We start from the raw sequence: 13,360 nt of genomic DNA, 5'->3' as shown, positions 1-13,360 counted from the left end.
CGATGTCGACCTCACTCTCAGGTGTCCACAGGGATCCTTCAGGAGCAGTCGAGCATATTCGGGGTTGTACCGCACGCAATCAGATGTGCATCCGACAACCGAAGGAACCCTCGTGAACATCAAGAACAGGATCGTTGCGGTCGCCGCCGTCGTGCTGGCCGGAGCATCCATCGGCGGTGGCATCGCAGCCGCACAGACCCTCGAACAGCCCACAGCCTCGAACAGCAGCGTCGTCGACACTCCCGAAGCGGGCGACACACCGGACGCACCGGGCGCAGCAGATGTGCCCGAGGCCGGCGACACACCCGACGCACCGGGCGCCGCAGACGTACCCGAGGCCGGCGACACACCCGATGCACCCGGTTCCGTCGACAAGCAGGAAACGGGCGACACACCCGATGCACCGGGCTCGGTGGACCTACCCGAGGCCGGTGATATCGTCGACGCCCCCGGACAGTAAGTTCCTCGCTTCACCCCGCAGCGCCCGCAGGCCCGTTGGCCCCCGGGCGCTGCCCCTATTTCATCCCAACCCTGTTGCTTCCGAACGCTTTTCAGTGTTCCTTCAGTCTCGTCCGCGCATGATCGAGATGTACCGGATCACTTCTGGCAGGAGATACCACTCATGCTCGCACCGACTCGCCCGACACCGCCGGACCACAGCGACGACCGACAGATTTCGCGCCGCGAGGTGAAGATCTGGAAGCTTCTCGCGGCGGCAGCACTCGTCGTGCTCACCCTTGCCTCGGTGTCCTACGCGCGAGCGCTGCTGACCCCGGGATATGCGACCTGGAACGACAAGACATCATCATGGATCCGCGACCATGGGGGTGGCCCCGTCCTCAACGCCTACGAGAACTGGCGCTACGCGAGCCCACCGTCGGACACCCCACCCGATCTGTCCGGATTCACCTCGGCCACAGCCATTGCCGGCGGCACCCCGACATCGTTCGCCACTCTCCCCGTTCTCCCCACTGTCACCGGATCGCCGGCTCCGACATGGACACCCGGCCGCACGGGAGCCGATGGAACTCCGGTCGCCTACATTTCGCACTACCAGCCGGACCCGGCCCATCGCAGCGCAGTGGCCGGAGTAGCGATCGTCTCCGGTTCCGCGACGGTCGCCCACCTCGTCGACGGCACGAGCCAACCCCGCACCGACGGCAATGCCGCTGCATCGGTACCTGGTTCCGAGGTACCGAATCTGGTGGCTGCGTTCAATTCCGGGTGGAAGATGAAAGATCTTGCCGGCGGATATTTCTCGAACGGTGTGGCGCGGCAGGACCTGCAGAACGGCCAGGCCTCGGCGGTGGTCGACGACTCCGGGCACCTGAGTGTCATCGACTGGAGCAGCGGCGCGGCAGTGGACCCGCACATCGTGGCGGTGCGGCAGAATTTACCGCTGATCGTCGACCACGGCTCGATCGCCGCGGGCGTGCACTCGAACGCCGACAGCCGCTGGGGCAGCGCGAAGAATCAACTGCAGTACACCGAACGATCGGCATTGGGGACCACCGCGAACGGCGACCTCGTCTATGTAGCGGCGTCGAGAGTCGACCTCTCCACCCTGGCGCAGGCACTCGTCGATGCCGGGGCGGTGACCGGGATGGAGCTCGACATTCACACAGGGCTGACCGAGTTCAACTCCTGGACAGTCGATCACACCGGGACGTTGACACCGACGACGATCTTGCCGGGAGTCCAGAACAGACCCGACCGCTACCTGGCCCCGGATCAACGCGACTTCTTCTATCTCACTCTCACGACGCCGACGCCGAATCAGCAGTGGGCCGCAGCGGACACCGCGTCGACGCCGCCGAGCGTGGTCGACGCCGCGGGCATCTAGGGCGCACCCCAGCGGCCGACACGGCTCCTGTCGACCGAAAGAAGCCACCGGCCAACAGGTGCGGAGTACACGAACGGCGAGGGTGTCGGTGCCGCAGAACGAGGATGCTCAGTCGGCCGCCGCGACGGTGAGGCGGTATCCGACCCCGCGGATGGTCTCGATGCTCTTGAGCCCGAACGGTTGATCGACCTTCTTGCGGAGATAGCCGATATAGACCTCGACGATGTTCTCGTCCCCGTCGTAGTTGACATCCCACACCGACCGCACGATCTCGGACTTGGTCACCACGGTGCCGCTACGCCGCATCAAGAACTCGAGCACACTGTATTCGCGCGGGGTCAGCGCAAGTTCTGCACCGCCTCGACTGACGCGGTGGCGCGCGGGATCGAGTTCCAGATCGCCGGCAGTGAGCACCGCGGGGCGCTCGGGAGCTCCCCTTCGCATCAGGGCGCGCAGGCGAGCAACCAGCACCACGAAAGAGAACGGCTTGACCAGATAGTCGTCTGCGCCGAGATCGAACGCATCGGCCAGATCGTATTCGCCGTCCTTCGCCGAGAGCATCAGGATCGGTGTCCACACCCCCTGCGCCCGAAGATCTCGCACGATGTCGTAACCGTGTTTGCCCGGCAGCATGATGTCGAGAACGAGCGCATCGAACTCCCCCGTCGCTGCACTGTGGAATCCGTTGTCACCATCGTGTTCGACCTCGACAGTGAACCCATCGGCCACCAGACCGCGACGCAGCATCTCCGCCAGGCGCACTTCGTCCTCGACCACCAGTACCCGCATCGACAACTCCGTCCGTATAAGTCTGGCAAGTACAACAGACCCATGCCGAGATACCAGACTCGCTCTCAGCGGTTCTTCAGCAGCTCCCCAGCACACTGATCCCCGTGCTCCTTTCCTCATCGATCTCCGCCGTACACGCCACGGCCACCGAAGTGTTCACCGAAGCCGCAACCGCCGACGTCGAGATCGCGGGGCTGGTGATCGCAGTCGGCCTCATCGCAGCCGGGCTCATGCTCCGCATGCGCCGCGACAGGGCCGGCGCGACGGTCTTCGGCGCACTCGGTTACGCCTTCGCCGTTCTGGTGCTCGCCGTCGCAGTACACAGCAACGGCTGGCTGACCGGTGCCGATACCGCAGTCGCTCGATGGTTCGTCGATCATCGCAGTGCGACACTCGACCAACTCGCCGTCGCCGTCACCACGGTCGGTGGCCCCGCGGAGACCGCCGCACTGGGCCTGATCGTCGCAGTGGTTCTGGTGTGGAGGACGAAACGGTACGGCCCGGCACTGGTGCTGCTGGTGACCGTCGCCTCGGCTTCGATCGCGTGCACGCTGTTGAAGCTGATCGTCGGCCGTGAGCGGCCACCCCAGTCGATCCAGATGATGCTCGAAACCGATCCGTCGTTCCCGTCGGGGCACGTCACCGGCACCGCTTCCCTACTGTTGATGCTCGCGCTCATCGCCGGTGCGCGGCGATCGAGACCAGTACGAGCATTGCTGCTCGTCATTGCCGTCACGCTGACCGTTGCCGTGGCGTGCACGCGGATGTACCTGGGCGTCCACTGGCTCACCGATGTCGGTGCCGGCGCGCTCCTCGCGGCGGGTGCGGTCACCCTCGGCTCCTATGCGCTGCATCGTCTCGACTCCGCCGGCGATGGCACAGAGTCGACGCCACCTCGACTACTCATGAACAGGATCTCGCTATGACATCGGGACTGACCGGCGGTGTTCTCGACCCGAGCACCCTCGTCGCGACATTCGGATTGATCGGTCTGCTCGTGGCGTTGTTCGTCGAGACCGGTCTGCTGATCGGGTTCTTCCTCCCCGGCGACTCACTGCTGTTCACCGCAGGAGTGCTTGTCGCGCAGGTCGATCCGTTCGTTCCCCTGTGGGTGATCCTGGTGTCCGCACCGATCGCAGCCGCGCTCGGTGACCAATGCGGATACATGATCGGCCGTGCCGCCGGGCCCGCCGTCTTCGACCGACCCGGCGCCAAACGGCTCGGCCCTGCGCAACTCGCGCGCGCGCAATCGTTCTTCGACACCTATGGTGCCCGTACGATCGTTCTCGCCAGATTCGTTCCCGTCGTCCGGACACTCGCACCCGTCATGGCCGGTGCGTCGGGGATGAAATATCGAACCTTCCTCGTCTACAACATCATCGGAGCCCTCGCCTGGGGTGCCGGTGTACCGATGCTCGGCTACCTACTCGGCGGAATCCCGTTCGTGCGCAACCACATCGAGATCATCCTCATCGCGGTAGTCGTACTCTCGATACTCCCCCTCGCCATCAACTACCTGCGCTCTCGTTTCCGAGGACACGCACCGGTCAACCGGCCCGACCCGGACACGAGCATGTCCCCGCGCTGAACAACAGAGATCTGACAACACCGGCGTCGAGACCACCGGGCGCATCGACGAACCGAGCCGATCCCGCGGCATCGCCGCACCGACGAACCCGAAAACCCCAACGGTGCTCTTTGTCATCGGAGATGCTTGACTCGCTTGCTGGCGATTTGTATCTGTGGTCCCGATACACCGGGAGTTCAGCCGGGTAACGACGCCGTGTCGGGTAGACGAGAGGAGGAACAGATTTCGGTGTCGATGTCCGCGAGCACTCATCGGTGGCGTATCGCTCGGCACCCCCACGCCGGGAGTGGTGTGGACGCCGTCGTCATCATCGCAGCCGGCACCATCCTCCTCACCCGATCAGCTCTTCAGCTGCTGGGGTATCCGCGGGTCGGTAGCGGTCCACTGCACATCGCCCATCTGCTCTGGGGCGGTGTGGCCCTGACTGTCGCCGCACTGACCGCACTGTCGGTACTCGGCGACCGAACGCGACCGATCACGATCGTGCTCGCCGGGATTGGACTCGGACTGGGCCTCGACGAGATCGGCAAATTCGTCACCACCACCAACGACTACTTCTACAAGCCGGCGGTGGCCATCATGTACGTCCTGCTCATCGCTGTCGTGGCCACCTCCCGCCTGGTCCGTGATCTGGTGCCGCGTCGACCCCACGAAGACCTTGCCGCGGCAGCCTTCATCGCTGCGGACGGGGTCGTCCGCGGACTCGACCATCACCGCCGCGCCCAAGCCCTCGACTATCTCGCGCGCGCGAACGCACACGAACGACGACAGGTCACGCAAATCACCGCACTGCTCGCCAGCTGCACCGAGCGACCGCCGACGCGGTGGCGACGACGATGGTCGACGATCGGGAACTGGCGTGTACTGCGCTACCTCGACCACAGCATCTGGATTCGACTGTCCGCACTGGCCCTGGTGACGTACTCCGCGTTCGGTCTGTCGTCGGTCAGCATCCTCGGCACCGAAACCGTCGACGACATAACGCAATTCGCGCGACTGCTCGATGCGGCAGGGTCAGGGCTTGCGCTCGTTCTCGCACTTCCCGCTCTCGTCTGGCGTACCGACCGCAGGTGGACTCTCGAGGCCGTGCGACTGTCGAGTATCACCACGCTGATCTTGATTCAGATCGTCGAATTCGCGCAGTCCCAATTCTCCGCACTCGCGGATCTGCTGGTCGGACTGGTCACGTTGTCCTTGATCTCCAGGGCGATCGCGGTGCGCGCGCGTCGCCGGAACGACGTCGTCCGTCCTACGACCTGACGGAGTCGACGCTTCAAACCCATGCGCTGCGAACATGCCCGGGCCATTGGACATCCAGCCCGCCGAAACATCAAGACGTAGAAATGACAGAAGGCGCGCACGATCATCGCCGCAGTCAGCGCAGACGATGATCGTGCGGCCAGCTCCCTGATCGATGACATCAGCCGTCGTCGCGCTCCGGTTCGCCGTGTTTGTCGAGAATGTCGACGAGCGAGTGCAAGAGTTCGTCGACGCGGTCGTTGATGTCGTCGAATCGATCGTCGAGATCGGCAAGGCGGATGTGAGCGTTGCGGCGGGCACGAATTCCATGCTCGTAGTAGGCATTGTCCAGAACGACGCTCGAGTAACGTATTTCGTCGTAGAGAACGTCACCGTCTGTGCCGTTCTCCGTCCACAGGACTCGCGGACGATGCTCGGACGGACGGCCGGTCAGGTGCGCGCGGGTCACTGCGGACAACGACTGCGCCGTGAGCGGTTCCGGAATCCAGGGCGTGTAGCCCCAACGGTCGATGCGGACCACAAGTGGCTCACCCGCTTGCTGCGCTGTCACCACCGGAAACGCAGACGTCGGCGGTGAGCGATCGGGGTCGAGAAATTCGCGGAGCACCGAGATACTCGCGAAGCGATCGAGCATCGACTGAATCTGCGCCCAGCGCCGGTACACCGTCACCGGACCGGACTCACCGTGACTGCCGAGCATGTTCGGGGTGACCCGGTACAGGCCTGAAACAACCAGGTCCAGCCCCGCGACCTCGATGTCGCCTCGGCGCAGCACACTGATCTCACGGTAGGTCAGACCGGCGGACACCAAGGTCAGTATCAGTGCATCACGCCGACCGAACAGCCCGTATGGCCATCCGGACGTCGGAATGCTGTCGATGATCGATGCAGCGCCGCCACGGATTTCGGCGAGACGTTCCCGGCGATGCTCCGCGAGAGCGAGTCGAATGGGGACCGAGCGGCCGGGTTCGGTCATTCCGCGAGTGCGGTGAGCGGCGTTGACAGCGGCGACTCGGCGTCGCTGCGTGGCGACGCTGGCGGGATGGTCGGCGAGAAACTCTGCCAGTGTGGATGGTGCAGCCGGCAGCGACGGACGGTCGGTGGCAGCGCACCAGTCAAAGAACAGTGCCCATGTGTGTTCTGCGGAGCGGTCGAGACCCGCGACGCCATGGGGCACCGAGCTGAACGCAATTCCGTTCGGTTTCATAGTCCGAGCTCGGTGACGGCGTTGCCGAGCAGCGGCGCGTTCTCGCGGGCATAGATTTCGACCATCCCAGGGGTCGTGTGGCCTGTCTGGCGCATGATGGCGTGGGCGTCGGCGCCGTTCCGGAATGCTTGGGTGACGAATCCTGCCCGCAACGAATGCCCACCCAACTGTGTGACCGTCTCGGGATCGAATCCGGCGCGAGCGGCGCGGCGACGGATTGCAGCGTGCACCGCAGCCCCGGAGAGGGCGGTGTCGGAGAGGTTGCCGTTCTTGCGGATGGACCGGAACAGCGGCGAGGATTTGTCGGCGGTGGGCAGGGAGCCGCGGCAGACATGGGCATCGAATGGTGTTGCACGGAAGAGCAGTCGAATGACGGCGATTCTGCCGCCGGTGTCGAACGCTGCGACGATCTTCAACCATCGCACCCACGCGCAGACCGGGCAGGATTCATAGCGGTCGGTGAACGGAAGGGCTTTCACGGTTCCGGTACCGTCCTGGTCGGTCTTGGACTTGCGGATCTGTACGTGCGCGCCGTCGAGGCGGTCGCGGCGGACATCGCGGCATTCGAGCGCCACGAGTTCACTGCGCCGAAACGCGCCGGTGTATCCCATCAGCAGTAGCGCGGTGTCGCGGCGTTCGAGCACCTCCGACGCCCAGTCCGCTGCAGTGCGTCGGGCGTGGTCAACGATCGTGGTGATGTCAGCGGTGAGGAGCGGGGCACGGGGATTTCGGGGCCGCTCCCCCGCAGACGCATAATCCCGACGAATACCGGCGAGAGTGGCGCGAACCATTTCGTGGCCGCACGGGTTGTTGTGGCCAACAGCGCGGTGACGGTCGGCGATCGCCGCGATCCACTTGCCGAACGTCGACGGTGCATACGCCCGCGTCCCGTCGACAGTGAGCGTGTCGGCGGCGGCGACGAGGTAGGCCGCCACCGTCGCGGGATGCGCAGGCAACGCGTGGTGCCCGGCGACGGTGCACCAGGTCTCGAAGCGTCGCCACGCCGAATCGTAGGCGCGGCGAGTAGCAGCAGACCGTGCCGATGCCATCGACCGTTCGATTCGCGCGGCGACCTCGCTCGACAGGTCCGGAAACACCGCCGCACCACTCACCGGGACGATTGAACCCACGTCCGGGACCTCGCTGAGCTGCCGTTCTGCCATGGTAGGGACTGTAGCGAGCACCCCCGACAGGCTTCTCAGGTCGAATGCACGCTGAGCAGGCGTTTCAGCGGGGACGGTGCGGGAAGGAAAATTCTCGTCGGTCACCGCACAAATAACGTGGGTGACTACAGGCAGCGATCGATTTCCGCGTAGAAACCAAGGTAGAGATGCGTGTGGTGATCACGCGCGCTTCAGTCCCAGTCCAGTCGAATACCGAGCTCGACGAAGGCATAGGCCAGCTCATCGACGTCACCTTCGGTCCGGCACCCCGTTCGAGCGAATCCGAACAAAGATCGGGCGGCATCGCTGTCGACGCGGGCGGCGACGACCGCCGCATCGATCGCCGCCACCACACCGTCCCAGGCGCTGCGGACCGGTACCGCACTACGAGACCTCGTCGGAGCGGTCCCCGGATCGACCGGCTCGTACCGTCGCGGCCGCAGCAGGCAGGCATCAGCTCCGCTCGCGGCTATCTCATCGTTCTCGACCGCGATGATCGCGGTCGCCGCTGCGAGAAGGACTTTTGCTTGCTCGTCCCACCTCAGGTCCTCGAACGGAACCCACGATGTCCGCAGCGGGCGAGGATGCCCTGTCGATTTCCAGATCGCGCTCAGTGGCTTCGCCCACCATCCGGTGCGGACCAGCGGTGTAGACACTTCGTCGACGACGGTGCGCAGCAGCCTGAACCACACCGCTGCATGAACACGGCCTCCGCCGAGCTCGACCGACCCGCTCGTCAACGCGGCAATGGAGCGTCTGTCGATTTCCGCGACGGCCGCCGCGACCGGTATCGGTGCTGCGTGTTCGTCCGAACCTGCTGGTGTCCTGTCCCAGAAGACCAGGCTGCCGGGTACGACAGCGCAGAATTCGAGCCCACAGTGATGCTTCGTGCAGCTGGACAGCATCGGGTATTGCTGAGCCATCATGACCGCGATATCGGCGTCTGTGTCGAGGTCGTCGATACAGAGAGGGCATGCCCGCGTCGTCAACGTGCTCACCCAGGGAAGCCATGTGCCGGCGGGCGGTGCGCGTCGACGTCGATCGGCCATTGCCAGACCCGGTGGCAATAGAACCGAGAACTGGTGGACGTAGGTGTCGAAGTCGCATTCGGCGGGGTCGGTGCTGTCGAGCAGCCAGGGCGTGCAGCCCGCCAACGTCATCTCCCGCAGCCGTTCCGCCGTACAGGAGCTTCTCTGGGCAAGCGCGGATAGCACCGGCTCAGGTGTGTGCCGGTCCAGGTCCACGCCCGAGGTGTCGACGCTGAGCCCGTCGAGAAGGTCCGCTGTATTGAACAACGAATACAGTTCGCTGGTCCGGGCCAGCCACGACATCAGAGTCTCACCAGGTAGTGGTTTCGGGTGCAGTGGCCACCGCGGATGCGCACTGTGGCCGAGCGCTGTGCGTGCTGCGGGGGCATCGGCTGGTGTCATGCCAGGTGCCGTTCGAATTGGCGGCGGCGTTCGGTGGGCCCGGAGTAGGCGGTCTGCGTCAACACCTGTGAGGTGATCGATTCCTCTCCGGCTTCGAGTGCGGTCACTGCGGCCGCGGTCAACAGCATGGCCAGTTCGCCGATAGTTCCTTCGCAACGGGTGAGGAGGTAATCGGTCATCTCCGCCGATGTCAGGTGCGAGGGCACACGCAACGGAAAGCTGGCGGTGAAGCTCGCCAGCAGGGAGCGGGTGTCGGTGTCGTTGGTCCAGATCGGCAGCGTCATGGGGTGAAAACGGTTCTCCAACTGTGCATCACTGCGGATCGCGAGGTACGCCTCTCGGGTACCGACTCCGACGAGAGGGATCCGCAGTTCGTTGCCCATAAACCGCAACAGGTTCAGGAATTCTCGGCGCACGTTGTCGCGGCCGGCGAGGACGTTGTGGAGCTCGTCGATGATCAGCATCCGAACCCCGGTCGCTCGCAGCAGCGTGATCGCTTGCTGTTCGAGTTCGTGGACTCGGCTCCGTGGCCGGATCGGCGTTCCAAGGGCAGCAAGCATCGCCAGGTAGAACCGTGCGGGTGCCGGGTCCGGAGGCATCTGCATACACAACACCGGTATCTGCTCGCGATCGGACAAGCTGACAGTGGGGTGTGCACGGCGGAACTTCTCAACGATCATCGACTTGCCGTTGTTCGTCGGTCCGATCAGAAGCATGTTCGGCATTCGTTGTCGATCCGGCCACCCCAGCAGCGTCTCGAGGTGCTCGATGACCGACTGTGCACGCGGATACCCGATCCACCGTTCGGCCCGAATGTGTTTGATGCGTTGTGCAGCAGGCAGAATCGCGATCGATCTGACCGAAATTCGCAGGTGGGTGAGGTCCGCGCGATCGACGTCGATGTCGTCGTCGCTACGGTCGTCATCGTCGCCTTCGGGAGCGCTGCGGGCGTCGCTGTTCATCGATTCACCATTCTTCGATGTCGTCGAAGATCGGAACCGACACGTCGTCGGTGCCTGGATCATGCTCGGGCGGGCTCTGCGTGTTCGGTGGTGTGGCGATGCTGCTCAGGTGGGCACGGCGAGTGCGATTACGTCGGGCTCGTTTGGTGTCCCTCTGCGCGGACGTGGCTATCTGACGCATCTGCTCGATCATCGCGAACAGAGCGTGTTCGTCGATGCTCGCTCGGCCGTGTTCTCGAAGGCGCGTGACCGCTGCGCGGTGTTCCCACGATGTCACCGCCGGATGCGACATAGTCCGGTACGGCACCTCGACATACCCGCCGCCGCTGTCGGGGTCCAGGACCCACACCCTGCTCAGATCTCGTGGATCACGCCGGATCACGAACTGCCCCAACTTCTCTCGCCTGGCGATCCACGGTTTCAAAGCATTGGAGAAGTACTGGATGTGGTCGATGACGAACCCTGTCCGGGTCAGGCGGCGCCGCATGACCGGAAGGAAGTCCACCAGGAATGCGGTCTCGTCCACCACTGTCGACGTCGGCAGAGCAGGGTCGGCGTCGATGCTGCTGGCCCACTGCGCAGCCGGGCTCCGGCTCAGGCCGGCGTGCACGTCCGCGTGATACGCCGCGATCGCCAGGATCAGCCAGCGTTCCAATTCTTGTAAGGCCAGTGCTGCTGTGCCCTCCGAGTCGTAGCTGCCCCGCTGCGTTGGGTTCGAGAACGTGGTGCCGGGGAGTTCGTGGACCTGGGTCATGACGGTGCCGATGATGCGTTCGACGATCCCGCCGTAATGCGGCCGGCCGGGTGGTCGGTAGCCGAGGTCGATGCCGTGCTGCTCGCAACCACGCTGGAGCGCTTCGCTTTTGAACTCGGCGGCGTTGTCGACGTACAAGCGGTGCGGCTTTCCGCCCATCGGCCACCGCACATCCGCGCCAAGGCCCAAAGCGTCGATCCGTACGCTCTTGTCCGAGCACACCCTGCCCAGACACAACCCGACCGACACTGCGGACGGCGGATCGAGTGTGACGACGAACCCTGGCACACAGCGGCTGAAGACATCGATGGCAATCGTGAGATACGGACGTCCGATCGGTGCCCGGTCGTATTCGTCGACGATCATCAGATCGACCACGGTGTGATCGATCTGGACTTGTTGCAGAACGGCCGTCACCGGCGGCGGGACGTCGCCAGCGGATTGCCGCGATCGGGCCGCGTCCGGTCCGCCACGTGAGCGTGCGACGCGGCCCGGGTGCATTGCTGCGATCCGCGCGTTGACTGTGTTGCGGGCTGGGATCGGGAGTCCGGCGCGGCGGCAGGCGAGCGCGATACGACGATGCAGCGCAGCGACACTGAGCTTCTGGCGAGCCAGAAAGTCACGGTTGATGTGCTCGGCGATTACCACTTCCACCTCGGTCGGCACGCGGGAGCGTCCGCGCCCGCCTGACGGTGCGGAGACCAACAGATCGGTGACCGCCCCTCCCCCATTCCGGAGCCTGGACAGCAGCACGTACACACGCCGCGGCGAGACCCCCAACTGCTGCGCTGCATCCTCGACCACTGCGGTACCAATCGAGGATCGATCCGCTAGTTCGCTGAGCACTGCAAACCGCGTCCGTGCCTGCTCCCACTGCTCGGCCGACGCGGTCAGCACACCGGTCTCGGCGACGTCGAACTTGTCCGCGTCCATCGCAGCCTCCGAACGCCCAGCCTGGGTGACCGATTGTGCAGTGCACTTCTGCACTCAGAATGTCAGAAGACGACTGCAATCGGAGGTGAAACCCCAGGAAAGCATGACGCGCACTCCTGAAACTGACAGCCGGCTGTTTTCGCATATGGACCGACAAAGCATCAGGAGCGAAAACGGATCGCCCCGAGCTGGCCGCCGTTATGGACGCACTGCGCCCCGGTGACACGCTCGTCGTGTGGCGACTCGATCGACTCGGCCGATCGCTGCCTCACTTGATCGAGACGGTTACCGAACTCGAAGCGCGAGGGGTCGCGTTCAAATCGTTGACAGAAGAGATCAACACGACCACGCCGGGCGGCAAGCTGATCTTCCACATCTTCGGCGCCCTAGCGGAATTCGAGCGCAACCTCATCCGTGAACGCACGATGGCTGGATTGTCGGCGGCGCGTGATCGTGGCAGGGTCGGTGGCCGGCCATCCTCGCTGACGCCCGCGAAGAAGCGGCTGGCGACCAAGATGAAGGGTGACGGCGTATCCATGACCGAAATTGCGGAAGTGTTGAACGTCGCCCGCAGCACCCTGTACCGGAACTTGCAGTGAGAAAACAGCTTTGACGTGATTTAGCGGCTTCGTGACTCGCTGAACAATTTGGCAGGGTTTTCGTCGCAACTGACCTGCAGCCGCTATACCGGCCGCTGGAAAAACCTGTTCCCGCGCCGGATGCGATCTCGCCGACCTCGATCGCTAGTCCTCGTCCTCGTACTCCGGTTCGGGCTCATCCACCCATGCCTGATACCCCGGACTCGTCAGACGCAGGTGGATCGCACTGACACCCCGGTGCAGTGTGATGACCGTTTTCGGCAGATCCCACCGGATAGTTGCCTCAGGTCCGGGTTCGGCGCTCGTGGCTGTCCCCAGGAGTGCAGTAAGTGCCACATCGAGGTTCGTGAACCCTTCGTCCAGCAACGGGCGCACCTCTGTCATGGGCGTAGCGTCATCTGCCAGATCCGTGACGAAGATCGAGATCCAATCCATTCTGTGTTGCCGCCCGAACATGTTCGCAGTCGGCCGGCTGACATGAAAGTTCGTCCGCATCGAGGCGCCAGCATGCCTGAGTTCGACGAGCTCCCATCCAGCTTGTGCGCAGAAGGGTTCCAGGTCGTCGACGGCCCAGGTCCAGTCGAATTCTGCGGCGAGGCGGGCGATCCGGGTGGCGCCTTCGATGTCGACATGCATGTGTGGATGCTAATTCCTTCTTGATCGTCGTTGACGAAGGCCCAAAGCCGCACAGTGGCGCCAAAACGATCGAATGAGAGACGAACGACTCTGCCCGGGCTGCCACGGCGCCCTCGGCTACAGCTCGATCCCGGTGTCAGGGTGAGGTTCACCCCGGATGGTGGACACCGAGATAGCGGGACCGAGGGTTCCGCTG

General features: G+C 64.3%; 12 protein-coding genes and 1 pseudogene. 6 read left to right on the top strand and 7 right to left on the bottom strand.

The features are described 5' to 3' along the window. Positions 1–112: 112 nt before the first annotated feature. The gene (locus H7C86_RS32110) at positions 113–460 is read left to right on the top strand and encodes a hypothetical protein (RefSeq protein ID WP_063836248.1); all 348 of its coding nucleotides are present in this window, start codon (positions 113–115) and stop codon (positions 458–460) included. Positions 461–622: 162 nt separating this feature from the next. After that, a complete protein-coding gene (locus H7C86_RS32105) occupies positions 623–1,843 on the top strand; it encodes a phosphodiester glycosidase family protein (RefSeq protein ID WP_030537362.1) in 1,221 nt (406 codons plus the stop codon). Positions 1,844–1,951: 108 nt separating this feature from the next. Here H7C86_RS32105 and H7C86_RS32100 read toward each other — a convergent pair whose 3' ends face one another. Next, positions 1,952–2,632: a response regulator transcription factor gene (locus tag H7C86_RS32100; protein ID WP_030537361.1), complete on the bottom strand. Its 681-nt coding sequence runs from the start codon at positions 2,630–2,632 to the stop codon at positions 1,952–1,954. 104 nt (positions 2,633–2,736) lie between these two features. On the opposite strand from H7C86_RS32100, the gene H7C86_RS32095 reads away from it, so the two are divergent. The 3 genes from H7C86_RS32095 to H7C86_RS32085 all read left to right on the top strand — a co-directional run bounded on the left by H7C86_RS32095 (position 2,737) and on the right by H7C86_RS32085 (position 5,480). Further along, positions 2,737–3,558 carry a phosphatase PAP2 family protein gene (locus H7C86_RS32095; RefSeq protein ID WP_051720934.1) on the top strand — a complete coding sequence of 274 codons (822 nt, stop codon included), beginning with the start codon at positions 2,737–2,739 and terminating at the stop codon, positions 3,556–3,558. Continuing rightward, positions 3,555–4,220 carry a DedA family protein gene (locus tag H7C86_RS32090; RefSeq protein WP_051649571.1) on the top strand — a complete coding sequence of 222 codons (666 nt, stop codon included), beginning with the start codon at positions 3,555–3,557 and terminating at the stop codon, positions 4,218–4,220. Before H7C86_RS32095 ends, H7C86_RS32090 begins: the two co-directional genes overlap by 4 nt. Before the next feature lie 228 nt (positions 4,221–4,448). Further along, complete coding sequence (locus H7C86_RS32085; protein ID WP_155277940.1) at positions 4,449–5,480, top strand: hypothetical protein; 1,032 nt, start codon at positions 4,449–4,451, stop codon at positions 5,478–5,480. Positions 5,481–5,640: 160 nt separating this feature from the next. On the opposite strand, the gene H7C86_RS32080 is transcribed toward H7C86_RS32085, so the two are convergent. The 5 genes from H7C86_RS32080 to H7C86_RS32060 form a co-directional block, all read right to left on the bottom strand. Further along, entirely contained in the window at positions 5,641–6,687 is a 1,047-nt protein-coding gene (locus tag H7C86_RS32080; RefSeq protein ID WP_030537357.1) for a hypothetical protein, read from the bottom strand. Next, a complete protein-coding gene (locus H7C86_RS32075) occupies positions 6,684–7,850 on the bottom strand; it encodes a site-specific integrase (protein ID WP_030537356.1) in 1,167 nt (388 codons plus the stop codon). The genes H7C86_RS32080 and H7C86_RS32075 overlap by 4 nt, the downstream gene beginning before the upstream one ends. Positions 7,851–8,041: 191 nt before the next feature. Next, a complete protein-coding gene (locus H7C86_RS32070; protein WP_030537355.1) occupies positions 8,042–9,280 on the bottom strand; it encodes a TniQ family protein in 1,239 nt (412 codons plus the stop codon). Next, entirely contained in the window at positions 9,277–10,242 is a 966-nt protein-coding gene (locus H7C86_RS32065) for a TniB family NTP-binding protein (RefSeq protein WP_225320204.1), read from the bottom strand. The genes H7C86_RS32070 and H7C86_RS32065 overlap by 4 nt, the downstream gene beginning before the upstream one ends. Before the next feature lie 4 nt (positions 10,243–10,246). Further along, positions 10,247–11,929 (bottom strand): Mu transposase C-terminal domain-containing protein, encoded by a 1,683-nt coding sequence (locus H7C86_RS32060; RefSeq protein ID WP_030537353.1) that lies wholly within the window; start codon positions 11,927–11,929, stop codon positions 10,247–10,249. Between the two features lie 128 nt (positions 11,930–12,057). Between H7C86_RS32060 and H7C86_RS32055 the strand changes: the two are divergent. After that, positions 12,058–12,528, top strand: a pseudogene (locus H7C86_RS32055) (recombinase family protein); the annotation flags it as partial. Positions 12,529–12,672: 144 nt separating this feature from the next. Here H7C86_RS32055 and H7C86_RS32050 read toward each other — a convergent pair. Next, positions 12,673–13,164 carry a DUF6301 family protein gene (locus H7C86_RS32050; protein ID WP_182263007.1) on the bottom strand — a complete coding sequence of 164 codons (492 nt, stop codon included), beginning with the start codon at positions 13,162–13,164 and terminating at the stop codon, positions 12,673–12,675. Between the last annotated feature and the right edge of the window lie 196 nt (positions 13,165–13,360).

Source organism: Rhodococcus sp. UFZ-B548 (assembly GCF_903819475.1).
Taxonomy (GTDB): domain Bacteria; phylum Actinomycetota; class Actinomycetes; order Mycobacteriales; family Mycobacteriaceae; genus Rhodococcus_F; species Rhodococcus_F erythropolis.
The sequence above is the reverse complement of the archived record's forward strand: the minus strand, read 5'-3'. Positions and strand labels throughout refer to the sequence as shown.